Annotated in this window: 16 protein-coding genes; 7 read left to right on the top strand and 9 right to left on the bottom strand. The window is 66.6% G+C overall.

Annotation, left to right across the window (positions count from 1 at the left end):
- The first annotated feature begins 8 nt into the window (after positions 1-8).
- Complete coding sequence (locus ACV7JP_RS09845; RefSeq protein ID WP_457795506.1) at positions 9-3146, top strand: efflux RND transporter permease subunit; 3138 nt, start codon at positions 9-11, stop codon at positions 3144-3146.
- A complete protein-coding gene (locus ACV7JP_RS09840; protein WP_457795505.1) occupies positions 3143-6250 on the top strand; it encodes an efflux RND transporter permease subunit in 3108 nt (1035 codons plus the stop codon). The genes ACV7JP_RS09845 and ACV7JP_RS09840 overlap by 4 nt, the downstream gene beginning before the upstream one ends.
- Positions 6251-6361: 111 nt before the next feature.
- Here ACV7JP_RS09840 and ACV7JP_RS09835 read toward each other — a convergent pair whose 3' ends face one another.
- The 6 genes from ACV7JP_RS09835 to ACV7JP_RS09810 all read right to left on the bottom strand — a co-directional run bounded on the left by ACV7JP_RS09835 (position 6362) and on the right by ACV7JP_RS09810 (position 14444).
- A complete protein-coding gene (locus tag ACV7JP_RS09835; RefSeq protein ID WP_457795504.1) occupies positions 6362-6694 on the bottom strand; it encodes a hypothetical protein in 333 nt (110 codons plus the stop codon).
- Positions 6695-6788: 94 nt separating this feature from the next.
- Complete coding sequence (gene bluB, locus ACV7JP_RS09830) at positions 6789-7517, bottom strand: 5,6-dimethylbenzimidazole synthase (protein ID WP_457795503.1); 729 nt, start codon at positions 7515-7517, stop codon at positions 6789-6791.
- Entirely contained in the window at positions 7517-8521 is a 1005-nt protein-coding gene (gene cobD / locus ACV7JP_RS09825; protein ID WP_457795502.1) for a threonine-phosphate decarboxylase CobD, read from the bottom strand. The genes bluB and cobD overlap by 1 nt, the downstream gene beginning before the upstream one ends.
- Positions 8518-9975, bottom strand: coding sequence for a cobyric acid synthase (locus tag ACV7JP_RS09820; RefSeq protein ID WP_457795501.1), 1458 nt, complete (start codon positions 9973-9975; stop codon positions 8518-8520). Before ACV7JP_RS09820 ends, cobD begins: the two co-directional genes overlap by 4 nt.
- Entirely contained in the window at positions 9972-10709 is a 738-nt protein-coding gene (locus ACV7JP_RS09815; RefSeq protein ID WP_457795500.1) for a cobalt-precorrin-6A reductase, read from the bottom strand. The genes ACV7JP_RS09820 and ACV7JP_RS09815 overlap by 4 nt, the downstream gene beginning before the upstream one ends.
- 198 nt (positions 10710-10907) lie before the next feature.
- Positions 10908-14444: an indolepyruvate ferredoxin oxidoreductase family protein gene (locus tag ACV7JP_RS09810; protein WP_457795499.1), complete on the bottom strand. Its 3537-nt coding sequence runs from the start codon at positions 14442-14444 to the stop codon at positions 10908-10910.
- Positions 14445-14747: 303 nt separating this feature from the next.
- Here ACV7JP_RS09810 and ACV7JP_RS09805 point away from each other — a divergent pair, with 303 nt between their 5' ends.
- The 3 genes from ACV7JP_RS09805 to ACV7JP_RS09795 all read left to right on the top strand — a co-directional run bounded on the left by ACV7JP_RS09805 (position 14748) and on the right by ACV7JP_RS09795 (position 18259).
- Entirely contained in the window at positions 14748-15389 is a 642-nt protein-coding gene (locus ACV7JP_RS09805; RefSeq protein WP_457795498.1) for a DUF1007 family protein, read from the top strand.
- A complete protein-coding gene (locus ACV7JP_RS09800; RefSeq protein WP_457795497.1) occupies positions 15386-16384 on the top strand; it encodes a nickel/cobalt transporter in 999 nt (332 codons plus the stop codon). Before ACV7JP_RS09805 ends, ACV7JP_RS09800 begins: the two co-directional genes overlap by 4 nt.
- A 141-nt stretch (positions 16385-16525) precedes the next feature.
- Positions 16526-18259 carry an AMP-binding protein gene (locus ACV7JP_RS09795; protein ID WP_457795496.1) on the top strand — a complete coding sequence of 578 codons (1734 nt, stop codon included), beginning with the start codon at positions 16526-16528 and terminating at the stop codon, positions 18257-18259.
- A 214-nt stretch (positions 18260-18473) separates the two neighbouring features.
- Here the strand turns inward: ACV7JP_RS09795 and ACV7JP_RS09790 are convergent, their stop codons facing one another.
- From ACV7JP_RS09790 to ACV7JP_RS09780, 3 genes are read right to left on the bottom strand one after another with little or no spacing between them, the layout of a single operon-like run.
- Positions 18474-19739 (bottom strand): adenosylmethionine--8-amino-7-oxononanoate transaminase, encoded by a 1266-nt coding sequence (locus tag ACV7JP_RS09790; protein ID WP_457795495.1) that lies wholly within the window; start codon positions 19737-19739, stop codon positions 18474-18476.
- The gene (gene bioD / locus ACV7JP_RS09785; protein WP_457795494.1) at positions 19736-20362 is read right to left on the bottom strand and encodes a dethiobiotin synthase; all 627 of its coding nucleotides are present in this window, start codon (positions 20360-20362) and stop codon (positions 19736-19738) included. Before bioD ends, ACV7JP_RS09790 begins: the two co-directional genes overlap by 4 nt.
- The gene (locus ACV7JP_RS09780; protein ID WP_457795493.1) at positions 20359-21492 is read right to left on the bottom strand and encodes an 8-amino-7-oxononanoate synthase; all 1134 of its coding nucleotides are present in this window, start codon (positions 21490-21492) and stop codon (positions 20359-20361) included. Before ACV7JP_RS09780 ends, bioD begins: the two co-directional genes overlap by 4 nt.
- Positions 21493-21844: 352 nt before the next feature.
- On the opposite strand from ACV7JP_RS09780, the gene ACV7JP_RS09775 reads away from it, so the two are divergent.
- Positions 21845-22330, top strand: coding sequence for a methyltransferase family protein (locus ACV7JP_RS09775; RefSeq protein ID WP_457795492.1), 486 nt, complete (start codon positions 21845-21847; stop codon positions 22328-22330).
- Between the two features lie 22 nt (positions 22331-22352).
- Positions 22353-25094, top strand: a complete 2742-nt coding sequence (locus ACV7JP_RS09770) for a heavy metal translocating P-type ATPase (RefSeq protein WP_457795491.1) — start codon at positions 22353-22355, stop codon at positions 25092-25094.
- Positions 25095-25105: the final 11 nt, after the last annotated feature.

The following is a 25105-nucleotide window of genomic DNA, read 5'->3' as shown; positions in this document are numbered from 1 at the left end:
AAAGCGGCATGAATGTTTCGGCGCCCTTCATCAAGAGACCGGTGGCGACCTCGCTCATGGCCTTCGCCGTGCTCCTGTTCGGCTTGCTCGGCTATGCGCGCCTCTCCATCTCGCCGCTGCCGCAGGTCGATTTTCCGACCATCCAGGTCACGACGCAGCTTCCGGGCGCGAATCCAGATACGATCGCCTCGCTGGTGACGGCCTCGCTCGAACGGCAGTTCGGGCAGATCCCGTCGCTCGCCGGCATGTCGTCGCAAAGCTCCTTCGGCCTGTCTCAGATCACGCTGCAATTCGCGCTCGACCGCGACATCGACGCCGCCGCGCAGGACGTGCAGGCGGCGATCAACTCCGCTGCGTCCACCCTGCCGCGCGATCTGCCCTATCCGCCGGTCTACGCCAAGGTGAACCCGGCCGACACGCCGGTGATGACGCTAACGCTGCGCTCCAAGACGGCGACGCTTCGCGACCTCTCCGATCTCGCCGACACGCTGATCGCGCCGCAATTGTCGCAGGTCTCGGGCGTCGGCCGCGTCTCGGTGCAGGGCGGCGTGCGCCCCGCCATCCGCGTCGAGGCCGATCTCGCGCGGCTCGCCGCGAACCGCATCGGCATGGAGGATTTGCGCCAGGCCATCGCCGCCGCCAACAACGCCGGCGCCAAGGGCTCGCTGGAAGGCCGGCGCCAGTCCTACACGCTCGACGCCAACGACCAGATCCTCCAGGCCAAGCAATATGAGACGGTCATCGTCGCCTGGCGCAACAACGCGCCGGTGATGCTGCGCGACGTCGCGAAGGTGGTCGACGGGCTGGAGAACGCCCGCGTCGGCGGCTGGCACAATGGCGAGCAGTCGATCGTGCTCGACGTGATGCGCCAGCCGGGCGCCAACATCATCGCAACCGTCGAGCTCGTCAAACAGACCCTGCCGAAGCTGCGCGCCGAGCTGACGGCCGGCATGAGGCTCGACATCGTCAACGACCGCACGGAGACGATCCGCGCCTCGATCGAGGAGGTGGAGCTGACGCTCCTCATCGCGGCGGGCCTCGTCGTCGCGGTGGTGCTGATGTTTCTGCGCAGCTGGCGCGCGACGCTCATCGCCGGCGTCAGCCTGCCGCTCTCGATCATCGCCACCTTCTTCGTGATGTGGGCGGCGGGCTTCTCGCTCGACAACCTTTCGCTGATGGCGCTCACCATCGGCACGGGCTTCATCGTCGACGACGCCATCGTGATGATCGAGAATATCGTGCGCTATATCGAGCACGGAAAAAGGCCGCTTCAGGCGGCGCTTGACGGCTCGAGGGAGATCGGCTTCACCGTGGTGTCGCTGACCGTGTCGCTCATCGCCGTGTTCATCCCGCTGCTGTTCATGACCGGCATTGTGGGGCGCATGTTCCGCGAATTCGCGCTGACGCTCTCCATCGCCGTCGTGATCTCGGCCGTCATCTCGCTGACGCTGACGCCCATGCTCTGCGCCGTGCTGCTGCGCGCCGAGACCGAGCGGACGCATTCGACCTGGGAGATCGTCTCCCTTTGGCTCGACCGGCTTTATTTCCGCTCGCTGGATTGGGCGCTGAAGCGCGAAGGCTTCATGCTCGCTTTGACCGCGGCGACGCTCGCATTGACCGTCATCCTCTATGTCTACATCCCCAAGGGTTTCCTCCCCCGGCAGGATACGAGCGTGCTCAGCGTCGTGCTGGAAGCCTCGCCCGACGCCTCCTTCGAGCGCATGAAATCCTTGCAGCAGAAAGTGACGGAGGTCTTCCGCCGGGACCCGGAAGTGACGGGCGTCACCTCGGTGCTCGGCGTCGGGCCGCTCAACGCCACGACCAATGTCGGCCGCCTCACCGTGACGCTGCGCGGCCGCGACGTTCGCGACACGAGCGCCGACGCGGTCGCCGACCGGCTGAAGGCGGCCGGCGAGAAGGTCGCGGGCGTCTCGCTCTTCGTCGAGCCCGTGCAGGACATCCAGATCACGACGCGGCCAAGCCGCTCGCAATATCAATATACGCTGACGTCCTCGGATCCGGGCGAGCTGACGCTCTGGTCGAACCGGCTGCTCGACGAATTGCGCGGCACGCCGGGCCTGAAGAACGTCGCCGCCGAGACCCAGGACGGCGGCCTCCGCGCGCTGATGAAGATCGACCGCGAGAAGATGGGCCGCCTCGGCATCTCCGCGCAGGACGTGGACAATGTGCTGAACGACGCCTTCGGCCAGCGCCAGATCTCGACGATCTACACGCAGTCGAACCAGTATCGCGTGATCCTGGAGGCCGCGCCGCAATATCTGCGCGACATGTCGGCGCTGGAGAAGCTCTATGTCGCGCCCGTCGGCGGCGGCCCGCAGACGCCGCTCGCCACTTTCGTGCGCATCGAGAACGTGGCCGCGCCGCTCTCGGTCGCGCATCAGGACCAGTTTCCCGCCTCGACGATCAGCTTCGATCTCGAGCGGGACATGGCGCTCGGCGACGCCGTGACGGCGATCGCGAAGGCCGAGAAGGCTATCGGCATGCCGTCCTCGATCATGGGCGTCTTCAGCGCCGACGCCGCGGAGTTCAACAAGTCGCTGGCGAGCGAGCCCTGGCTGATCCTCGCGGCGATCATCGCCATCTATGTGGTGCTGGGCGTGCTCTATGAGAGCTTCGCCCATCCCTTCACCGTGCTCACCACCCTGCCCTCGGCCGGCGTCGGCGCGCTTCTGGCGCTGATGATCTTCCGCATCGACCTGTCGCTGGTGGCGCTCATCGGCGTCGTGCTGCTGATGGGCATCGTGAAGAAGAACGCGATCATGATGATCGATTTCGCGCTCGACGCGGAGCGCGACGAGGGCCTGTCGCCGCGCGACTCCATCGTGCGCGCCGCCCATATGCGCTTCCGCCCGATCATGATGACGACGCTCGCCGCCCTCTTCGGCGCGCTGCCGCTCGCGCTGGCGCACGGCGCGGGGAGCGAATTGCGCATTCCGCTCGGCATATCGATCATTGGCGGCCTGCTGCTCAGCCAGGCGCTGACGCTCTACACGACGCCGGTCATCTATCTCCAGGTCGACCGCCTGCGCCGCCGCTTCCTGAAACCGCTATCGGCGGAGGAGGATGAGGCCGCCTCGCCGCAAGCGCCGGAGAACGAGCCGCAGCGGCGGGAGGCCGCCGAATGAACGTCTCCGAGCCTTTCGTCCGCCGGCCGGTCGGGACGACGCTGCTCGCGGCGGCGCTCTTTCTCCTCGGAGCGGTCGCCTATTTCTTCCTGCCGGTCGCCAGCCTGCCGGCCGTGGACTTTCCCGCGGTCGGCATCGGCGCGTCGCGCCCGGGAGCCGACCCCGAAACCATGGCGGCCTCCGTCGCCGCGCCGCTGGAGCGGCGCCTCTCCGGCATCGCCGGCTTGAACGAGCTCACCTCGACGAGCTCGCTCGGCTCCACGCAGATCATCGCGCAATTCGACATCGATAAGAGCCTCGACGCCGCGGCGCGCGACGTGCAGGCGGCCATCAACGCCTCGCTCGTCGATCTGCCGACCGACCTGCCGACGGCGCCGAGCTTTCGCAAGGCCAGCCAGTCGACCATGCCGGTGCTGGTGCTGGCGATGACCTCCGACACGCTGCCGACCAGCGCCATCTTCGACGCGACGGACTCCGTGATCGCGCAGCGCATCTCGCAGGTTCCGGGCGTCGCCGAGGCGCGCATCGCCGGCGCCGAGCAGCCGGCGATCCGCGTGCAGGTCGATTCGGCGCGGCTCGCGGCGATGAATCTCGGCGTGAACGAAGTGGCCAAGGCGCTCTTCGCCGCCAACGCCCATTCCGCCGTCGGCGCGCTCGCGGGCGGCGCGCAGGAGATCACGCTCGGCACGACGGACCAGCTCGCGACGCCGGAGGATTACCGCAACATCGTCATCGCCTCGCGCAACGGCGCCATCGTCAAGCTGGGCGACATCGCCAAGGTCGAGCGCGGCGTGCGCAACCGCATGTCGGCGGGCTGGTTCAACGGCAAGCCGGCGGTGATCGTCATCGTCACCAAGCAGCCCGCCGCCAATGTCGTCGAGACGGTCGACCACATCAAGGCGCTGCTGCCGCAATTGCAGGAGTGGATTCCCTCCGGCGTCAAGATCAACGTCCTCGCCGACCGCACCCAGACGATCCGCGCCAGCATCCACGACATCCAGCTTACGCTCGCCATCTCCATCGCGCTGGTGATGATGGTCGTCTTCGTCTTTCTGCGGCGCGCGACGCCGGTCATCGCGGCGGGCGTCACCGTGCCGCTCTCGCTCGTCGGCACCTGCGCCGCCATGTGGCTCGCGGGATTCTCGATCGACAATCTCTCGCTGATGGCGCTCACCATTTCGGTCGGCTTCGTCGTGGACGACGCCATCGTCATGATCGAGAACATCGAGGCCAATCGGGAACGGGGCATGAGCCGCATCCAGGCGGCGCTCGAAGGCTCCAGACAGATCGGCTTCACGGTCGTCTCCATCAGCCTGTCGCTTGTCGCCGTGTTCATTCCGCTGCTCTTCATGGAAGGCGTGATGGGGCGGCTGCTGCGCGAATTCTCCGTCACGCTGGCCTTCGCCATCCTCATCTCGACAATCGTCTCGCTCACCGTGACGCCGATGATCTGCGCTTGGCTCCCCATGAAAAAATCAAGGGAGAAGACGAGGCTGGATCATTGGATCGAGGGCGGGCTCGACCGGGTCGTGTCCTTCTATGCGCGCACGCTCCGCCCGGTCGTGGACCATCCCTGGATCACGCTCGTCGTGATTCTCGCGACGGTCCTGGGGACGGTGCAGCTCTACCGCATCATCCCCAAGGGAAACCTTCCGCAGGACGATATCGGCCTCATCAACGGCACGACGGAAGCGGCGCCCGACGTCTCCTTCGAGGAGATGAGCCGGTTGCAGCGGCTTGTGAACGAAGCCTTGCTCGCCGATCCGGACGTCGCCAATGTGGGCTCCTTCATCGGCTCCGGCGGACTCACCTCGTCGGGCAATCAGGGACGTCTCTTCGTCGCGCTGAAACCCATCGACGATCGCCAGTCGTCGAGCAGGGAGGTCATCGCCCGGCTGCGCGCGTCCTTCGCCAGAATTCCCGGCGTCAGCGTCTACATGGTGCCCTCGCAGGATCTGCGAAGCGGCGGACGCGTCAGCAAGTCGCAATATCAGTTCACGATTTCGGACGCCTCGCTCGAGGAGCTCGAGGAATGGCGCGAGAAATTGCTGGCGCGCTTCAAGACGCTGCCGCAGCTCGTCGACGTCACCTCCGACAAGGAGCAGGGCGGCCTGCGCGCGCAGGTCATCATCGACCGCAACGCGGCGTCGCGCATGAACGTGCCGATCGCGGCCATCAACGCGGCGCTCAACAGCGCTTTCGGGCAGCGTCAGGACACGATCATCTATACGCAGCGCAACCAGTATCGGGTGATCTTCGAGACGCCGCCCTCGCGCCAGCGCGACATTCGCGACCTTGCGGGCGTCTATGTCACGAGCGCCAGCGGGCTGCAGGTGCCGCTCACCGCGCTCGCCCATATCGAGCGCAGCTCCATGCCGCTCGTCGTCAATCACCAGGGCGTGCTGCCCGCGGTCACGCTTTCCTACAATGTCTCGCCGGGCTCTACGCTCGACGCGGCGACCACCGCCATCGAGGAGGCGGTCGCCGAGCTCAATCCGCCGAGCAGCCTGCATACCGGCTTCGCGGGCGACGCCGCCGACTTCCGCAAGGTCGCGAAAGGCATGGCGACGCTCATCCTCGCGGCGCTCCTTGCGGTCTACATCATTCTCGGCATTCTCTATGAAAGCCTCGTCCATCCGATCACGATCATCTCCACCCTGCCTTCGGCGGGCCTCGGCGCGCTTCTGTCGCTCGAGCTCTTCGGCGTCGAATTCACGGTGATCGCCTTCATCGGCATTCTGCTGCTGATCGGCATCGTGAAGAAGAACGGCATCATGCTCGTCGACTTCGCGCTGCACGCCGAACGCGACAAGGGAATGTCGATCCATGATGCGGCGCTCGAAGCGGCGAAGGATCGTTTCCGCCCGATCATCATGACGACTTTCGCGGCGATTTTCGGCGCGCTCCCGCTCGCCTTCGCTTCCGGAATCGGCGCGGAGCTTCGCCGGCCGCTCGGCATCACCATTATCGGCGGCCTGCTGCTCAGCCAGGCGCTGACGCTCTACACGACGCCAGTGATCTATCTGCTGATGAGCAAATTGCGCCGCAAGTCCGAGACGGAATCGGCGTCGGAGGAAGCGGGACGCGCCGTGGGCGCCGAATAAGGTTTGGCCCGCGCCTCATTCATCATTGCGAGCGAAGCGAAGCAATCCAGGAGCGCCATCATGGCTCCGGATTGCTTCGCTTCGCTCGCAATGACGTGAGGAAAAAGCGCGTCAGTGCGCCTCGGTCTCGGGATGCTCGAAGAAGAAGCGGAGCACCTGCGCCTTTCCGCAATCCTCGATCGGCACATGCCAGAACTTCGAGTCCATATGCGGGAAGCGCTCCATCGGCAGATGGATTTCGGTGAGGCGCGCATGATTGTCGAAGCCGCGCAGCATGGCGCGCTCCAGGAGCTTCAAAAGCTCCTCTTCGCAATCGGGCACTTCGGTCACCGTCAGAATCGTATTGTTGGCGATCGGGAAGGTTCTATCGAAAAAACGTTCGAAATTCGCCGGCGCCATGGTCTGCGTCTCCTGCTCCTCACATGGAGCGATTGGACTATCCATCCGTTCCTCGAACGACACAATCAGCATCATTTCCGACGCTTAAGATGTCGTTGACACCCCAATGACGGTTCGCGGAAACATTTGTTACGGAAATTTAAGGCGCCTTTGTGAAGGGGCAAGGCGCGCCCCAGCGGTCCTCGAAGACAAGCGTTTCCAACGGCAGGCGCGACGCCCAGCGCTTGGCTTCGAGCTCCGGACGCCTATAGGCCCGCTCGACGAAGCCGACGCAGAGATAGGCGACAATGGCGATTTCCTCGGGAATCCCGAGAATCGCCCGCAGATCCGTCTCGCGCATGATGCTGACCCAACCGACCCCGAGGCCTTCCGCGCGCGCGGCGAGCCAAAGATTCTGGACGGCGCAGGCGGCGCTCAGGAGATCGGTGTTGGGCTGCTGGGTGCGGCCGAGCCCGGTCGCGCCGTGGCGGTTGCGGTCGCAGGTCACGCAAATATTGACCGGCGATTTCAGAATGCCTTCGAGCTTGAGATTCCGGTAATGATTGCGGCGGGCGGGATCGAGCATCCGCGCTTCCGCCTCGGCGGCGCGCAGAAAGGCTTCATGCACCGCGCCGCGCGCCGCCTTGTCGCGGATCACGATGAAGTTCCAGGGCTGCATGAAGCCGACCGAGGGCGCGTGATGCGCGGCGTCCAGGAGGCGCATGAGCACGTCCGGCGGGACGTCGTCGCCGAGAAACTCGTTGCGCACGTCTCGCCGGGTATAGATCGCGCGATAGACGGCGGCGCGATCCGTTTCGCTGAAGGGTTCGGCGGGGCCAAGCTCGTCAGCGGCGACCCGCCACGGCTCGAAGATCGAGTCGTCCGCCATCAGGCAATCTCCAATGCGGCCGTCAATCTCGCCCAGGCGGCCTCGCCCGCGGGAAGCCCGAAGCGCAGCCACTCCCGCCGCTCGGGAAAGGCGCGCGCCAGAATGCCGCTCTCGCACAGCCTTGTGAACCAATCCGTCGCCCTGTCGTGCCGCACGAGCCGAAAAAGCGCGGTTCCGCCCATGAGGCCGAAGCCAGCCCGCTCCAGAAGGCCGTCGAGCCGCGCGGCGTCCGTGGCGGAGGCCGCCGCGGCGGCGTGCAGCCAGCGCGCATCGGCAAGGGCGCGGGCGCCGATCGCGAGCGCGGGGCCGGAAACCGCCCAAGGGCCGAGCGCCGCGCGCAGGCGCTCAGCGCGAGCGGGCGCGCAGAGCGCGAAGCCGAGACGCGCTCCGGCAAGCCCATAGGCCTTGCCGAAGGAGCGCAGCACGATCACGCCGTCCATCGCCGAAAGGAGCGGCGCGACGCTATGCGCCGGCGTGAAATCCACGAAAGATTCGTCGACGACGAGCAGGCCGCCCTTGCGCGTCATCCGCTCCGCGAGCGGCGCCAGCTCGCGCGGCGAGAGGACGCGTCCGTCCGGATTGTTGGGATTGACGACGACCGCGACATCGAAGTCCGCAAGCTCCGCGACGGACTCCGCTGTCGCGACCTTCGCGCCGGCGGCGGACCAGCAGGCGGCGTGCTCGGCGTAAGTGAAGCCGAATATGCCGACGCGGCGCGCAAGGAAGATGCGGGGCAGCAGTTGAATGAAGGCTTGCGCGCCGGCGCCGGGAAGGATCGCAACATCCTTCGGCGCGCGATAGGCGCCCCGCGCGGCGGTCTCGAGCGCGGCGAAAGCCTCGTCATCCGGCAGCCGCGCCCAGATTTCGGGCGCGACCGCCGGAAGCGGATAGGGATGCGGATTGATCCCCGTGGAAAGATCGATCCAGGGCCGTGGCGCATTCGGGTAGAGACGGCGCGCCTCGTCCAGCCTGCCGCCATGCGCGATTGTCGCCCGCGCCGTCATCGCGCAATTTCCAGCAGCGCGTCGAGATCAATGTGCTTCTCGCAATGCGCGGCGAGGGCGTCGAGCGTTTCGTCGATCGACTCTTCGAAGCGCAGTGGCGACGCCTCGGCGCCGATCGATTGCAGAAAGGCCGCGCGCAAGGCGTCCTCGGAGAAAAGCCCGTGCACATAGGCGCCCATGGCGCGGCCCTCGCGCGAGACGGCGCCGTCAAAGCGGCCATCCTCGAAGCGCAGGACAGGCCGCGCGCAATCCGGCCCCGAAGTTTCGCCCACATGCATCTCATAGCCATGGAAAGGCGCGTCGAAGGCGATCGCGCGGCCGGCGACGCGCGTCAGCGTCTTCGTTTCGGTCAAAGTCGTTTCTATGGCGAGCAGCCCCAGGCCCGGCGCTTCGGCGACGTCGCCCTCCATGCCGTGGGGATCGCGGATCAGGCGGCCGAGCATCTGATAGCCGCCGCAGATTCCGAAGACGCGCCCGCCGCGCCGTATATGGGCGAGAAGGTCGATGTCCCACCCTTGCGCGCGCAGCGCCGCGAGATCGGCGATGGTCGCCTTGGAGCCCGGGAGAATGACGAGCGCCGCTTCCGCGGGCAACGGCTCGCCGGGTTGGACGAGCCGAAGATCGACGCCCGGCTCCGCCTTCAGAGGGTCGAGATCGTCGAAATTGGCGATATGCGGCAGCAGCGGAACGGCGACGACGACGCCTTTCTTCTGAGTATCGCGTTGCGACCGAAGGCCGAAAGCGTCTTCCGCCGGCAGGCGCGACGCGGCGTCGAAATAGGGAACGAGGCCTAGCGCGCGCCAGCCCGTGCGCGCGGCGACGAAGCGCATGCCTTCGTCGAAGAGCGAGGCGTCGCCGCGAAATTTGTTGACGATGAAGCCCTCGATCATGGCCGCGTCTTCCGCGTCGAGCACGGCCTTGCAGCCGACGAGCTGCGCGATGACGCCGCCGCGGTCAATGTCGCCGACGAGCACGACGGGCGCGTCCGCCTCGCGCGCAAAGCCCATATTGGCGATGTCATTGGCGCGCAGATTGATCTCCGCCGCGCTGCCGGCGCCTTCCACGATGACGAGATCGCTGCGCGCTTTCAGCCGCGCGAAGCTTTCCATCACGGGGGGCTTGAGGCGCGGCTTCCAGGCTTGATAGTCGCGCGCCTTGGCTTGGCCCATGACAACGCCGCGCAGCACGACCTGCGAACCATTGGCGCCCTGCGGCTTCAGCAGCACGGGATTCATGTCGACGGTCGGCGCAAGCCGCGCGGCGCGCGCCTGCAGCGCCTGGGCGCGGCCGATCTCGCCGCCATCCGTCGTCACGGCGGCGTTGTTCGACATGTTCTGCGGCTTGAAGGGCGCGACCCTCAATCCACGATTGACAAAGGCGCGCGCGAGGCCGGCGACAAGGAGCGACTTGCCGACATCCGACCCCGTGCCCTGGATCATCAGCGCGCGGCTCATGGCGCGAGCAGCGCCATGACGGCGTCGAGGTCGTGCACGACGGAAACGCCTGCGCGCGCCGGCGTGATCATCGCGACAGGAAGACCGAGCGCGCGCGCGGCTTCGATCTTGGCGTAGGTGAGCGCGCCGCCGCTATTCTTGCTCACGACGATGTCGATGCGCCTCTCGCGCATGAGCGCGATTTCGTCTTCGCGCGTAAAGGGGCCGCGCGCGGAGAAGACCTCGCAATTTGGGGGAAGCTCGCTCGCCTCCGGCGGTTCGATGACGCGCAGGAGATAGGCGTGCTGCGGCGCCGCGCAAAAATCGCCGACGCCCTGCCGGCCGATGGTGAGAAACACGCGGCGCGGCGACTCTCCCAGCGCAAGAGCGGCGGCGGCGTTGTCTGCGACTTCGATCCAATTGTCGCCGGGCGCGGAGCGCCAGGGTTCGCGCGCATAGACGATCAGCGGCAGGCCCAGCGCCCCGCAGGCCGCTTGCGCATTGGCGGATATTTGCGCGGCGAAAGGATGCGTCGCGTCGATCACATGGGTCATGCGTTCTTCGACAAGATAGCGCTTCAGCCCCTCGACGCCGCCAAAGCCGCCGACGCGCGTCGGAAGCGCAAGGGGCGCCGGCGCGCTGGTGCGGCCGGCGAGAGAGGCGACGGCGTCAAAGCGCGAATCGGCGGCGATGCGCCCGGCAAGCGCGCGGGCTTCGCTGGTGCCGGCGAGGAGGAGGATGCGTCGGCGTGACAACCCCCACCCTGGCCCTCCCCCTTTCAGGGGGAGGGAAAGACGCCGATTCCCTCCCCCTGCAAGGGGGAGGGTTAGGGAGGGGGTCCCTGCAAGGGTGAGGGTTAAGGTCCCGGCGAGTTCCCGGTTCCCTTCGTCGCCTTCGGCTCCTCGCAATGACGGTGAAGAGGCTTGCACATCATTACACAAGATCGAAGCGCCTCACTCCGCCGCGAGCTTCACGGAGGCCGGGTTGCGGAACTCGGCGAGAAGGCGCTCGCGCTCGGCGTCGGCCGCCGCGACATGGCGCCCCTTGATATGGCCGAAGCCGCGAATCTTTTCCGGTAGGCGCGCCAGCGCGACGGCGGCCGCGTGATTCTCCGGCGTGAGCGACGTCAGCAACTCGTCGATCAGCGCTTCATACTCGCCGAGCAGGCGCCGCTCGACAATGCGGTCATTGTTGAACCGCGTGATGTCGAACCAGCGGCCGCGAATCCATTTGAGCTTCGCGAGCGCCTTCATCACCGTGAACATCCACGGGCCGAAGGTGATCTTGCGCGATCCGCCGAAATCGGTCTTGCGCTGCAGGAAGGGGATCGGCGGCGCGAGATGCAGCTCGAGCTTCAGATCGCCCTCGAAAGTGTCCGCGAGCTGGCGCTGGAAGGCCTCGCCCGTATAGAGGCGCGAGACCTCGAACTCGTCCTTGAACGCCATCAGCTTGAAGAGATAGCGCGCGACGGCTTCCGTCAGCTCGGTCGAGCCGGGCGCGCGCGTCTTCTCCAGTTTCGCGACAGCCTCGACGCGCGCGCGGTAATGCGCCGAATAGGCCTCGTTCTGATAATCGACGAGATAGGCGGCGCGGCGCTCGATGATGTCTTCCAGCGTCGTGGCGCGCTGGCGCGTCTCCGTCGGACGCCGCAGCGCCTCGACCACCGCCTCGACGCTCTTCAGGTCATGCGCCGCGCGGCGGCCCCAGAGGAAAGCCGAATGATTCATCGGCACGGATTCGCCGTTCAACTCGATCGCGCGCAGGATCGACGCTTCCGTAAGCGGCAGATAGCCCTTCTGCCAGGCGTAGCCCAGGATGAAGATATTGGCGGCGATGCTGTCGCCCAGAAGCGCCTGCGCCAGCGCGGTGGTGTCGATGAAGATCGACTCCGGTCCGCCGGCGCGGCGGATCGCCTGCTTGATCTCTTCCGACGGCAGCACGAAATCCGGATTGCGCTCAATGTCGCCCGGAAAAACCTCGGCGCTGTTGACGAGCACATGCGTCTTGCCCTGCTCGACCGTCGCGAGCACCTGCCGGGCGCCGGCGACGACGAGGTCGCAGCCGAGCAGGAGATTGGCTTCGCCCGCCGCAACGCGGATGGCGTGAACGTCCGCCGGCGTATGGCCGATCTTCACATGGCAATAGACGGCGCCGCCCTTCTGGGCGAGGCCGGCCATGTCGATGACGCCGACGCCCTTGCCCTCCAAATGCGCGGCCATGCCGAGAATGGCGGAGACGGTGACGACGCCCGTGCCGCCGAGCCCCGCGACGAGAATGCCGAATGGCGTCCGGCCGATCTCCGCGATCTTCGGCTCGGGCAAGGCCGGCTGGCCGCTGGCGTCTTCCTTCGTCGGCAGCGGCGCCTTCTTCATCTTCGCGCCATGCACGGTCACGAAGCTCGGGCAGAAGCCCTCGAGGCAGGAGAAGTCCTTGTTGCAGGCGGACTGGTCGATGCGGCGCTTGCGGCCGAATTCGGTCTCCACCGGCTGCACGGCGACGCAGTTCGACGCCGTGCCGCAATCGCCGCAGCCTTCGCACACCAGTTCGTTGATGATGATGCGGGCGTCGGGATCGGGGAAGAGGCCGCGCTTGCGCAGGCGGCGCTTCTCGGTCGCGCAGGTCTGGTCGTAGATGAGGACGGTGACGCCCTCCGTCTCCGACAATTCGCGCTGCACCTCATTGAGGACGTTGCGGTGATGGATGGTGAGGCCGGGCGGCCAGGCGATGGTCGGCGGATATTTGCCGGGCTCGTCCGAAACCAGCGCGATCTTCTCCACGCCCTCGGCCGCGACCTGACGCACAATGGCTTCGACGGTGAGCTCGCCCTCATGCTTCTGGCCGCCGGTCATGGCGACGACGCCGTTATAGAGAATCTTGAAGGTGATGTTGGCGCCCGCCGCGACGGCGAAGCGGATGGCGAGCGAGCCGGAGTGGTTGTAGGTCCCGTCGCCGAGATTCTGGAACATATGCTTGCGCGTCGAGAAGGGCGCCTCGCCGATCCAGTTCGCGCCCTCGCCGCCCATATGGGTATAGCCCTCGGTGCGGCGGCCCATCCATTGCGCCATGTAATGGCAGCCAATGCCCGTATAGGCGCGCGCGCCCTCCGGCACGTGGGTCGAGGTCGAATGCGGGCAGCCGGCGCAGAAATGCGGCACGCGCAGGATGACGTCGGTCATCGTCTTGCGACGATCCTGCAGGCGCTCCAGCCGGCGCACGCGCGCCTCGAGCTCTTCGGAGGCGTGATATTTCAACAGACGCCGGCCGATGGCGATGGCGATGTCGTTGGCGTCGAGCGCGCCCTTCACCGGGAAGAGCCAGTCGCCGCGCTCGTCCTTCTTGCCGATGCAGACCGGCTGATGCGCGGCGCCGTAAAGCTCCTCGCGCAACTGCACCTCGATGAGCGAGCGCTTCTCCTCCACGACCATGATGAGATCGAGGCCGCGCGCGAATTCGTGCAGCCCCTTGGGCTCGAGCGGCCAGGGCGCGGCGATCTTATAGAGGCGCAGGCCGAGATCATTGGCGCGCACTTCGTCCACGCCGAGGTCGTCCATCGCCTGACGCACGTCGAGATAGGATTTGCCGACGGTGATGATTCCGATCTTGGGATCAACGCCGCCCGAGGTGACGATGCGGTTGAGACGGTTGGCGCGGATGAAGGCGAGCATCGCGTCGCGCTTGCTCTCCTGCATCCGCTCTTCCTGCGCCAGCACGGGATCGCCGGGGCGGATATTGAGCCCGCCCGGCGGCAGGACGAAATCCGACGGAATGATCGGCTGCACGCGGTCGAGCGACGCGTCGATCGAGGCCGTCGACTCCACCGTGTCCTTCACGAGCTTCAGGCCGACCCAGACGCCAGCGAAGCGCGACATGGCGAAGCCGTAAAGGCCGTAATCGAGAATCTCCTGCACGCCGGCGGGCGCGAGGATCGGCATCATCACGTCGACGAAATGATATTCGGACTGATGCGCGGTGGTGGAGGACTCGGCCGTATGGTCGTCGCCCATCAGCGCGAGCGCGCCGCCATGTTTCGACGTGCCGGCGAGATTCACATGGCGCAGCGCGTCGCCGCTGCGGTCGACGCCCGGCCCCTTGCCGTACCAGATGGAGAAGACGCCGTCATATTTGCCTTCGCCGCGCATCTCGGCCTGCTGCGCGCCCCAGACGGCGGTGACGGCGAGGTCCTCGTTGAGACCCGGCATGAAGAGGATGTTATTGGCGTCGAAAAGGGCCTTCGCCTTGTGCATCTGCGCGTCAACGCCGCCGAGCGGCGAGCCGCGATAGCCCGTGATGAAGCCGGCCGTGTTCAGGCCCGCGCGCCGGTCGCGTTCCCTCTGCATCAGGAGAAGGCGCACAATGGCTTGCGTGCCGGTGATGAGCACGCGGTCGCGGGCGAGGTCGAAACGGTCCGAGAGGCTTGCCTCGCCGTAGGCGGCCTTTGCCTCGCCATAGGCGGAGCCGGAGTTCAAGGCGCCGGCGACGTGATCCGCCATTCAAAAACTCTCCTGCGCGAAACGGCGATGCGCGCTTGGGTCGTGCGCCAGAACGCAAATACGACTAGGAACGAGCACTGAAAGCCCTATTCCGGGCTCGACCGCGGGTCTCGAGCCGGGCGCCCGGCTCGCCGCCCCGCGGCTACGCCGCTCGGCGCGCCCCTCAAGGCGCGGCTCTTGGTAGTTGCACTTTATGACAGAGCGAATGACGTTTTCAAGAACCCATATGGTATGATGCACAGGCTTCGGGCGGGGCGCCCCGCGCCCTGTTTTCGCCGATTTCCAGCCTTAGCCGGACCGTCCATGACCCGCCGCAACCTGCCGATTTTCGTCCTCCTGACCCTCGCCTGGGCGGCTCCGGCCCAAGCGCATCCGCACGTATGGGTTGCGGTTCGCAGCGAGGTCGTCTTCGGCCCCGACGGAAAGGTGACGGGCGTCCGCCACGCCTGGGAATTCGACGAGATGTATTCCGCTTTCGCGGTCCAGGGGCTCGGCAAGGGCGGCAAGCCGCCGACGCGCGAGGAGCTGGCCCCGCTCGCCAAGACGAACGTCGAGTCGCTCGCGGAATTCGACTATTTCACCTACGCTAGGCAGAACAACGCCAAGGCCGCCTTCAAGCCGCCGGAGGACGTCTATCTCGAGGCCAACGACAAGAAGATTGTGACGCTTCGCTTCTTCCTGCCGCTCGAGACGCCCGTCACGGCCAAGAAGCCCTTTTCCTTCCAGGTTTACGACCCGACCTATTTCGTCTCCTTCGCACTGGAGAAGAAGGATCCGGTGAAGCTCGCAAGCGCGCCCGCCGGCTGCTCGGTAAGCCTCATGGAGCCCGCGCCCCTCGTCGCCGCCGACAATCAGAAGCTCAGCGAAGCCTTTTTCCAGAACATGTCTCCCGGCGCCGATTTCGGCGTGAAGCTCGCGACCCGCGCCATCGTGGCCTGCCCGTGAAGCCGAGGACGCTTGTTCTCATCGCCGCCGTCGCGGCCTGCATGATTCTCGCCGTCGAGCCGGCGCTCGCCCAGCGCCATCCTTTCGCGGTGGGCGGGCGGGAGGCCGTGGGCGCGGCGGGGGGGCTCGCGGGCCTTATTCTCTCCTGGCAGAATAAATTTCACGCCGAGTTGCAGGCGGCGGCAAGGGCGCTGAAGACCGACCCCTCCGCCTTTTTCGCGCTCGCGGCGGCAAGTTTCGCCTATGGCGTCTTTCACGCGGCGGGCCCCGGCCACGGCAAGGCGGTGCTGGCCTCCTATATGGTCGCCAATGAAATCCAGTTAAAGCGCGGCCTGCTGCTCGCGGCGCTCGCCGCGCTGCTGCAGGGAATCGTCGCCATCGCGCTCGTCGCCGTCGCCGCGCTCGCCTTCAGCGCCACGGCGGGACAGATGACCGGCGCCGCGCAGGCGATCGAGATCGCGAGCTATCTCGCCATCGCCGGGCTCGGCGCGCGGCTCGTTTGGATCAAAGGGCGCGGACTGACGGCCGCGCTGAGCGCCCCGCCTCCCGCCGGCGCGAACAGCGCGAGCCGCTACGTCTGCGAAGCCATCGACGATCCGAGTCACGTCCACGGACCCGGCTGCGGCCACGCCCACGCGCCCGATCCCGCGACGCTGTCGGGCCCCGCCTTCCGCTGGGGCGACGCGCTGGCGACGGTCGTCGCGGCGGGCCTACGTCCCTGCTCGGGCGCGATCCTCGTCCTGGTCTTCACCTTGTCTCAAGAATTGTTCGCGGCCGGCGCCGGCGCCGTGATGGCGATGTCGGCCGGGACGGCGCTCACCACTGGCGCGCTGGCGGCGATCGCCGTCCATGCGAAGGGCCTGGCGCTGCGCTTCAGCGGCGGCGGCGCGCGCCGCACAATGCTTTTTGCGCGCGCCGCCGAGCTTCTCGCCGCGCTTTTCGTGCTTGGTTTCGGCTTCGCGCTGCTTTTCGGCGTCTCCCGCAACGCAACATAGATTTGCGCGCGGCATTGCAACGCAAAAACAATCGTCGCGCGCCGGTCACGTTATAATTTTGAGATACGCGCTATCTTGATTTTGAAGATCGATTCGAAGCGAAGCTCGAATCCCGAGAATGCTATTTTTCGCGAGGCTGACATGACGCGCCCTGAGCAACCGCTCGATCCTTACGCCCCCCGGCCATGGCTCGCCTCCTATCCGGAGGGCGTTCCCACGGAGATCGGCGCGTCGGCCGCCGAGACCATCGTCGACATTTTCCGCACGAGCGTCGCGGCCCATGCCGATCGCACCGCCCTGGAGAGCTTCGGCGCGCGATTGACCTATCGGGAACTCGCGCGCGCCGCCGACTCGATCGCGGCCTGGCTATTGTCGCAAGGGCTGCAGAAGGGCGACCGCGTCGCCATCATGTCGCCGAACGTGCTCGCCTATCCGGCGGCCATTTTCGGCGTGCTCGTCGCCGGCGGCGTGGTGGTGAACGTCAACCCGCTCTATACGCACGGCGAGCTCGAGCATCAGATCAACGATTCCGGCGCGCGCTTCATCTTCGTCTTCGAGAATTTCGCCAAGACGGTCGAGACCGCCTGGCCGAACATGAAGGTCGAGCGCGCGATCGTCGTGACGCCGGGCGATCTGATGGGGCTCAAGGGCTATGTCGTCAATTTCGTCTCGCGCCATGTGAAGAAGATGGTTCCGGCCTATCGGCTGCCGAACGCGATCTCTTTCGCGCAAGCGCTGAAGCAAGGCGCCCGCGCGCCCTTCTCGCCGCCGAGCGTCGCGCCGGACGATATGGCCTTTCTGCAATATACGGGCGGCACGACCGGCGTCGCCAAAGGCGCCGTCCTGCTTCACCGTAATGTCGCGATGGACGTCGAGCTGACCTGGGCGTGGTTCGAATGGTATCTCGGACCGAAGGGCCCCCCTGTCATGGTGACGGCGCTGCCGCTCTATCACATCTTCGGGCTCACGGCCTGCTGCATGCTGATCGTCAAGACCGGCGGAAGCTGCCTGCTCATCGCCAATCCGCGCGATCTAAAAGGCTTCATCGCCACGCTGAAAAAGTCGCGCTTCACCATCTTCTCCGGCGTCAACACGCTTTACGCCGCGCTCGCGGACCATCCGGACATCAAGAAGGTGGACTTCTCCAATCTCGTCATGAGCATTTCCGGCGGCATGTCGACGCAGGAAGTCGTGGCGCGCGAATGGAAGGCGCTCACCGGCAAACCGATCGTCGAAGGCTACGGGCTCTCCGAAACGTCGCCGATCCTGACCGTCAACCGGCCGGACATTCCCGAATTCACCGGCGGCATCGGCTATCCGCTGCCCTCGACCGAAATATCGCTCCGCGACGAGCATGGCGACGTCGCGCCGGCCGGCGAGCGCGGCGAACTCTGCGTGCGCGGACCGCAGGTCATGCCGGGCTATTGGCGCCGGCCCGACGAGACCGCGAAGGTGATGACGCCCGACGGCTTCTTCCGGACCGGCGACATCGCCGTCATGGAGCCGGACGGCATGTTCCGGATCGTCGATCGCTTGAAGGACATGATCCTCGTCTCGGGCTTCAACGTCTATCCCAATGAGGTCGAAGCCGCGCTCGCCGAAAATCCCAAGGTGAAGGAAGTCGCCGTCATCGGCGTGCCCTTCGCGCATTCGGGCGAGGCGCCCATGGCCTTCGTCGTGCGGCGCGATCCGAGCCTGACGGCGGAAGAGCTGCGCAAATTCGCGCATGAGCGCCTCACCGGCTACAAGGTGCCGCGTTTTTACGAATTCCGCGACACGCTGCCCAAAACCAATGTCGGCAAGATCCTGCGCCGGGCGCTGCGCGAGGAATACATGGCGCGGCCGGTAGCGCTGGCGCATGAAGCGGACGCGTGACATGGCTTTCGCATGATCGCTTCGCTCCTCGCAATGACCCGGGATTCCCTCTCCCCGTGATAACGGGGAGAGGGTTAGGGTGAGGGGGCGAAGCCGCATGAGACATCTTGGCGATGGCGTCGGCGCGACAGAGTTCCGTGAGCCGGCCTCGCCCCTCACCCCGGCCCTCTCCCCGCATAGGGCGTCAGTAGACGCCCTATGCGGGGAGAGGGGGTTAACGGACGAAGGCGTCAGCCGCTTCGTCGATTGCGTCATAAGCGAGATCGAGCTCTGAGCCCGTGACGCAATAGGGCGGCAGCACATAGATCGTCGGCCCGAGCGGCCGCAGCAGCAGGCCGCGCGTGTTGAAGAAGCGCATGAGATCGAGGCTGATCGTCGCGAGATAGCCGCTCTGCGCGACGTTCAGATCCATCGCGACGATCGTGCCGAGACGGCGCACGTCGGAGAAGCGAGAGTCGTTCGCAAAACGCGCCGCGCGCTTGGCCTGCATTGCGGCGACATTCGCGACGCGCGCGCGCGCGTCGGTCTTTTCCCATATGTCGAGATTGGCGAGCGCCGCCGCGCAGCCGATCGGGTTCGCCGTGTAGGAGCTGGAGTGGAAAAAAGCGCGCGCGCGTTCCGGCGCGTAATGCGCGTCATATATTTCTCGCTTGCACATGGTGACGGCGAGCGGCACGGAGCCGCCGGTCAGCCCCTTCGAATAGCAGGCGATGTCGGGAACGACATCCGCCTGCTCGCTGGCGAAGAGCGTTCCCGTGCGGCCGAAGCCGGTCATCACCTCATCGGCGATGAAGAGCGCGCCATATTGTTCGCAAATGCGCTTCATCTCGCGCAGCATTTCTGCGCCATAGATCCGCATCCCCCCGGCGCCGAGAATGAGCGGTTCGACGACAAAGGCCGCGGCGCCTTCGCGGCAAAAGCCCTCCAGCGCGTCGAGCGTTTCCTGCTCCTTTCCTTTTTCAGGGAAAGGAACGCGCGCCACGTCGTAGAGCAGCGGCTCATAGGGCGCGTTGAAGACGGAGCGCGCGCCGGTCGACATGGTTCCGATCGTGTCGCCATGATAGCCATACGCCATCGCAATAATGCGCGCGCGCGTCTCGCCGCGATGGCGCCAATAGCCCAGCGCCATTTTGATCGCGACCTCAACCGAGGTCGAGCCGCTGTCGGAATAGAAGACGTAATCGAGCCCCTGCGGGGTGATCTCGACGAGGCGGCGCGCGAGCGTCTCCGCCGGCTCATGGGTGAAGCCCGCGAAGATGATCTGATCGAGCGTCTCCGTCTGCTCGCGGATCGCCCCCATGATTTCCGGCCGGCGATGGCCATGGGTGATCACCCACCAGGAAGAGATGGCGTCGAGGAAGCGCGTTCCGTCCGTCGCCGTGAGCCAGGCGCCTTCGGCATGGGCGATCTGATAAGCGCCGGGCTGCAAGGCGTGCTGCGTGAAAGGACGCCAGACGGGGGAGTCGGTGACGACGCTCATGTGAAGTCCGCAAGTGAGAAGGCGGCGTCGAAGGCGTCGCGCAACGTATCGCGATCGAGCGCCTCGATACGCGGCAGGCGCCCAAGCGCCTTAATCGCGCCTATGCGCGCAATGGTCTGCTGCACGAGCGCTTCTTCATCGCCAACGAAGGCGACGCCATGGATGGGAATGTCGCGACGGCGCAGCGCCTCGATCGTCAGCAGGCTGTGATTGATCGTTCCGAGCGCCGTGCGCGCGACGAGAATGACCGGCAGGCGCCAGCGCGCCAGCACGTCGATCGTGAGCGCGTCATTGGTGAGCGGAACCATCACGCCGCCCGCCGTCTCGACGACGAGCGGACCGTCAACGGCCGGCGGATCGAGTCGCGACGGATCAATCTCGACGCCCTCGGCGCGCGCGGAAATGTGAGGCGAAGCGGGCAGCCTCAGACGCCATGCTTCGGGCAGAACGCGCCCCGGCGCCGCGCCGGACAGACGGGCCACAACTTGCGAATCCGTTTCTCCTTCAAGCCCCGCCTGCACGGGCTTCCAGTAGAAGGCGTCCAGCGCGCCGACGAGCGCGGCGGAGAAGACGGTTTTGCCGACGCCCGTATCGGTTCCAGCGATCACGAAGATGCGCGTCATCGCCCGGCCTTCGACAGCTCGTCGGAGAGATCGGCGATCATGCCGGCAATCTGCGTCTCGCTCGCATGCAAGGTTAGAGAAAGACGCAGCCGCGCCGTTCCCTCAAGCACGGTCGGCGGGCGGATGGCGCGAATGTCGTAGCCGCGCGCGCGCATCCGCGCCGCGAGCGACATGGCGCGGGCGTCGGCGCCGACAATGACGGGCTGCACCTGCGAGCCCGAGGGCGCGACACCGCAGAGTCTTTGCAGCTCGCGCCCCGCAAGCGCGACGCGCGCGCGCAGCGCCGCGCGACGCTCTTCTGCGCTTTCGACAAGCTTCAGGGACGCGCGCACGCAGGCGGCGACGAGTGGCGACGGCGCCGTCGCGAAGATGAAATTGCGGCAGCGATTGACGAGAAAATCCTGCAAAGGCGCCGCGAGACAGACGAGCGCGCCGGAGACGCCGAGCGCCTTGCCGCATGTATGCACGGTGATGACGTTCTCGCTTCCCTCGAAACGCGCGGCGAGCCCGCGTCCGCCCGGCCCATAGACGCCGGTAGCGTGCGCCTCGTCGACAAGCAAGAAAGCCTCGTGACGCGCGGCGGCTTCCATCAGATCGTCGAGCGGCGCGACGTCGCCGTCCATGCTGTAAAGGCTCTCGACGACGATCCAGGCGCGGCCGGCGCCGCCCTTCTCCCGCCAGCCGCGAAGCGCATCCTCGAGCGCGTTCACGTCATTATGCGCGAAGGCGGCGTACGGCGCGCGAGAGAGGCGCATGCCATCATGCGCGCTGGCGTGGATCAGCGCATCATGGAAGATGCAATCCTCGCGCTGCGGCAGCGTCGAGAGCAGCGCCTCATTGGCCGCGAATCCGGCGCCGAAGAACAATGCGCGCTCGGCACGGAAGAAGCGCGCAGCCTCCTCCTCCAGCGCCTCATGCTCCGGATGATTGCCGCGCAGCAGGCGCGAGCCGCCAGCGCCGACGGGAACGCCGCGCGTAAGCGCGGCCGCGGCCGCCTCCGAAAGCTCGCGCGATTCCGCCAGCGCCAGATAGTCGTTCGACGCGAAGTCCAGCCCCGCGCGCGGCGCCAGGGCGCGCAGCCGGTCGCGCGCCGCGAGGCCGGCGAGATCGGCCCGAAATCTCTCAAGCATTGGCGCTCACGCCGTCACTCCGATTTTGCGAGGTTTGGTAAAGGCCGTCCCAAGCAGGGTCAAGCGAAGCGGGGCCCTTGCCGCGGGCTTGAAAAACAAGGCGCGCGTCGCAATGTTAAGCCCGGAGTCCCGCTTAGGGGAATCGCGTGAACGCCGGTCGTTAGCGAATACCTCCCCTTTACGGGGAGGGTGGCCCCGCGAAGCGGGGTCGGGTGGGGTCAAGCCCAACAATGTTATGGCGGCGAGAACCCCACCCGGCGGTCTTCGACCGCCGACCTCCCCGTAAAGGGGAGGTATGGGGCGCCGATTACTCATTATTATTTTTTGCCCGATCCCCCATGGAGTCCCGCCCGTGTCCCCTCGCCCGGAAGACAACGTCCCGCCCGCGCGAATCCCCTGGCCGCCGATTCTCATCGCGCTGGCGATCGCCGCTGGGCTTGCGCTCGATCGGCTGAGCGGCGGCGCGTTTTCGGGCCTCGCCGCTTTTCCCGGCGCGCGGATTCTCGGCGGTCTCATCGTCGCGCTGGCGCTCGCCAACGACATCTGGTGCGCCATGACCCTCGCGCGCCACGAGACGACGATCCTGCCGCACCGCGCCGCCGCGCATCTCGCGACCGATGGCCCATTCCGCTGGTCGCGCAACCCGATCTATGTCTCGCATGTCGCCGTCGTGCTGGGGCTCGGACTGCTTGTCGGCTCGCCCTTCATAATCCTTCTGACGCCGCTTCTCGCCTTCGGCTTGCAGAAGCTCTCCGTCGAGCCGGAAGAGCGGCATCTTCTTTCCAGATTCGGAGACGACTACCGGGCCTATATGGCGCGCACGCGCCGATGGCTTTAGTGTTTCGCCCATGGATACAGGGATGGATATGAGCGCCGAAACAACGCAGATCGACTTCAATGTGCGCGGCATGACCTGCGCCTCCTGCGTTTCCCATGTCGAGAAGGCGCTCGCCGCGACGCCCGGCGTGCGCGCGGCGAGCGTCAATCTCGCGACCGAGCGCGCCGACGTGACGCTGGCGCCCGGCGCCGATCCTTCAGCGATCGTCAAATCGGTTTCGGACGCGGGCTATGATCCTGTCGTCGAGACGATCGAGCTCGGCGTCGGCGGCATGACCTGCGCCTCCTGCGTGGCGCATGTCGAGAAAGCGCTCAAAGCCGTTCCCGGCGTGCTGGAGGCGAGCGTCAATCTCGCGACCGAACGGGCGCGCGTCCGCGCCCTCTCCGGCCCCGGCCTCGCCGACCGCCTGCGCCGCTCCATCTCGGCGGCCGGCTACGAGCCGCGCCGCATCGAGACGGATGCGGGCGCGACCGATCGCGAGCGCGCGCGGCGCGAGGCGGAGATGAAGACGCTGCGCTTCAATCTCATCCTCTCCGCCGCGCTGACGGCGCCGGTCTTCATTTTCGAAATGGGCGGCCATCTCGTCCCGGCTTTCCATCACTGGACGATGGCGACGATCGGCGAGGAGATGGTCCGCCAATTCTCCTTCCTCTTCGCCACGCTCGTTCTCTTCGGCCCGGGCCTCGTCTTCTTTCTGAAAGGCGTCCCGGCGCTGCTGCGCGGACAGCCGGACATGAACGCGCTTGTCGCGGTCGGCACGCTCAGCGCCTATCTCTATTCCGTTGTGGCGACCTTCCTCCCGCATCTCCTCCCGGAAGGCGCGGCGCATGTCTATTTCGAAGCGGCCGTCGTCATCGTCACGCTCATTCTCTTCGGCCGCTTTCTCGAAGCGCGCGCCAAGGGCCGCACATCCGAGGCGATCCGAGCGCTCGCGAAATTGCAGCCCAGGACCGCGCGCGTCGAGCGCAATGGCGAGACGGTGGATGTCGACATAGACGACGTTCATGTCGGCGACGTCGTGCTGGTGCGGCCGGGCGAGCGCATCCCGACCGACGGCGTCGTGACCTCGGGCGCGTCCTATGTCGACGAGTCCATGGTCACGGGCGAGCCCGCGCCTGTCGCGAAATCGGCCGGCGTCGCCGTCACCGGCGCGACGGTCAACGGCGCCGGCGCCTTCTCCTTCCGCGCGACGCGCGTCGGCGCCGACACGACGCTTGCGGGCATCATCCGCATGGTGGAGCAGGCGCAGGGCGCGAAGCTGCCCATTCAGGCGATGGTCGATCGCGTCACCGCCGTCTTCGTGCCGGCGGTCTTCGCCGTCGCGGCGCTTACTTTCGTTGTGTGGATGCTGGTCGGCCCCGAGCCGCGCCTCACTTATGCGCTGGTGAGCGCGGTCGCCGTGCTCATCATCGCCTGCCCCTGCGCCATGGGCCTCGCGACGCCCGCCGCCATCATGACCGGCACGGGACGCGCGGCGGAGCTCGGCGTGCTCTTTCGCAAGGGCGAGGCGCTGCAGACGTTGCAGGACGTAACGCTCATCGCCTTCGACAAGACGGGAACGCTCACTTTCGGCAAGCCGCGATTGACCGACCTCGTCGCGGCGCCGGGAGAGAATGAAGAGGGTCTGCTGCGCCTTGTCGCAAGCGTCGAGGCGCAATCCGAGCATCCGGTCGCGGCCGCCGTCGTCGCGGCGGCCAAGGATCGCGGCGTCGCGCTCGCGCCCGTGACGAATTTCGAATCCGTCTCCGGCATGGGCGTCGCCGGCGTCGTCGACAAGCGCAAGATCGCGATTGGCGCGCAACGCTATATGGCCGCGCTCGGCGTCGACACGACAGCCTTCGAAGAAAACGCCGCCGCCTTCTCCGAGGACGGAAAGACGCCCTTCTATGCGGCCGTCGACGGCGAGGCGCGCGCCATCCTTTGCGTCGCCGACGAATTGAAGCCCACGACCCGGCCCGCCATCGACGCGTTGCATGCTATCGGCGTGAAGACGGCGATGATCACCGGCGACGACGCGCGCACGGCCAACGCCATTGCGCGCCGTCTCGGCATTGACGAAGTCGTCGCGGGCGTGATGCCCGACGGCAAGGTTGCGACGCTTAAGCGGCTGCGCGAGACGAACAGGATCGCCTTTGTCGGCGACGGCGTGAACGACGCGCCGGCGCTCGCCGCCGCCGATGCGGGCATAGCGATCGGCACGGGCACGGACATCGCCATCGAAGCCGCCGACGTCGTGCTGATGTCGGGCGATCTCGCCAAGGCGCCGGCGGCGCTGGCGCTCTCGCGCGCGACGATGCGGAACATCAAGCAAAATCTCTTCTGGGCCTTCGGCTATAACGCCCTGCTCATCCCCGTCGCGGCGGGCGCGCTTTATCCGGTGAACGGCATGCAGCTCTCGCCCATGCTCGGCGCCGGCGCCATGGCGCTCTCCAGCACTTTCGTTCTCACCAATGCGCTGCGCCTGCGCCGCTTCAAGCCGCCGACGATCGCCGAGGCGCCGTTGCCGCCGGCCGCGCATGAGACGCCCGCGCCGATCACACAGGACAACAAGGAGGAAACGATGACGACGTTCAATGTGAAGGACATGACCTGCGGCATGTGCGTGAAGCATGTCACCAAGGCCGTGCAGGCCGTGGAGCCCGACGCCGACGTGAAGGTCGATCTCGCGACCGGCAAGGTGGAGGTCTCGCCGACGCCGAAAGACCCGGCGGCGCTCGCAAAAGCCATCACCGACGCGGGCTATCCCGCGCAGGTCGCGGCATAAAAGGACGAATG

The organism is Methylocystis sp. S23, assembly GCF_054106005.1.
The sequence above is the reverse complement of the archived record's forward strand: the minus strand, read 5'-3'. Positions and strand labels throughout refer to the sequence as shown.

What these genes read in the sequence shown, in the direction of transcription:
- ACV7JP_RS09805 (WP_457795498.1), top strand. Translation starts at nt 14,748, where the DNA reads ATGACCCGCCGCAACCTGCCGATTTTCGTCCTCCTGACCCTCGCCTGG.
- ACV7JP_RS09820 (WP_457795501.1), bottom strand. Translation starts at nt 9,975, where the DNA reads ATGAGCCGCGCGCTGATGATCCAGGGCACGGGGTCGGATGTCGGCAAG.
- cobD (WP_457795502.1), bottom strand. Translation starts at nt 8,521, where the DNA reads ATGACGGCGCGGGCGACAATCGCGCATGGCGGCAGGCTGGACGAGGCG.
- ACV7JP_RS09770 (WP_457795491.1), top strand. Translation starts at nt 22,353, where the DNA reads ATGGATATGAGCGCCGAAACAACGCAGATCGACTTCAATGTGCGCGGC.
- ACV7JP_RS09840 (WP_457795505.1), top strand. Translation starts at nt 3,143, where the DNA reads ATGAACGTCTCCGAGCCTTTCGTCCGCCGGCCGGTCGGGACGACGCTG.
- ACV7JP_RS09795 (WP_457795496.1), top strand. Translation starts at nt 16,526, where the DNA reads ATGACGCGCCCTGAGCAACCGCTCGATCCTTACGCCCCCCGGCCATGG.
- bluB (WP_457795503.1), bottom strand. Translation starts at nt 7,517, where the DNA reads ATGGCGGACGACTCGATCTTCGAGCCGTGGCGGGTCGCCGCTGACGAG.
- ACV7JP_RS09780 (WP_457795493.1), bottom strand. Translation starts at nt 21,492, where the DNA reads ATGCTTGAGAGATTTCGGGCCGATCTCGCCGGCCTCGCGGCGCGCGAC.
- bioD (WP_457795494.1), bottom strand. Translation starts at nt 20,362, where the DNA reads ATGACGCGCATCTTCGTGATCGCTGGAACCGATACGGGCGTCGGCAAA.
- ACV7JP_RS09845 (WP_457795506.1), top strand. Translation starts at nt 9, where the DNA reads ATGAATGTTTCGGCGCCCTTCATCAAGAGACCGGTGGCGACCTCGCTC.
- ACV7JP_RS09790 (WP_457795495.1), bottom strand. Translation starts at nt 19,739, where the DNA reads ATGAGCGTCGTCACCGACTCCCCCGTCTGGCGTCCTTTCACGCAGCAC.
- ACV7JP_RS09810 (WP_457795499.1), bottom strand. Translation starts at nt 14,444, where the DNA reads ATGGCGGATCACGTCGCCGGCGCCTTGAACTCCGGCTCCGCCTATGGC.
- ACV7JP_RS09835 (WP_457795504.1), bottom strand. Translation starts at nt 6,694, where the DNA reads ATGGATAGTCCAATCGCTCCATGTGAGGAGCAGGAGACGCAGACCATG.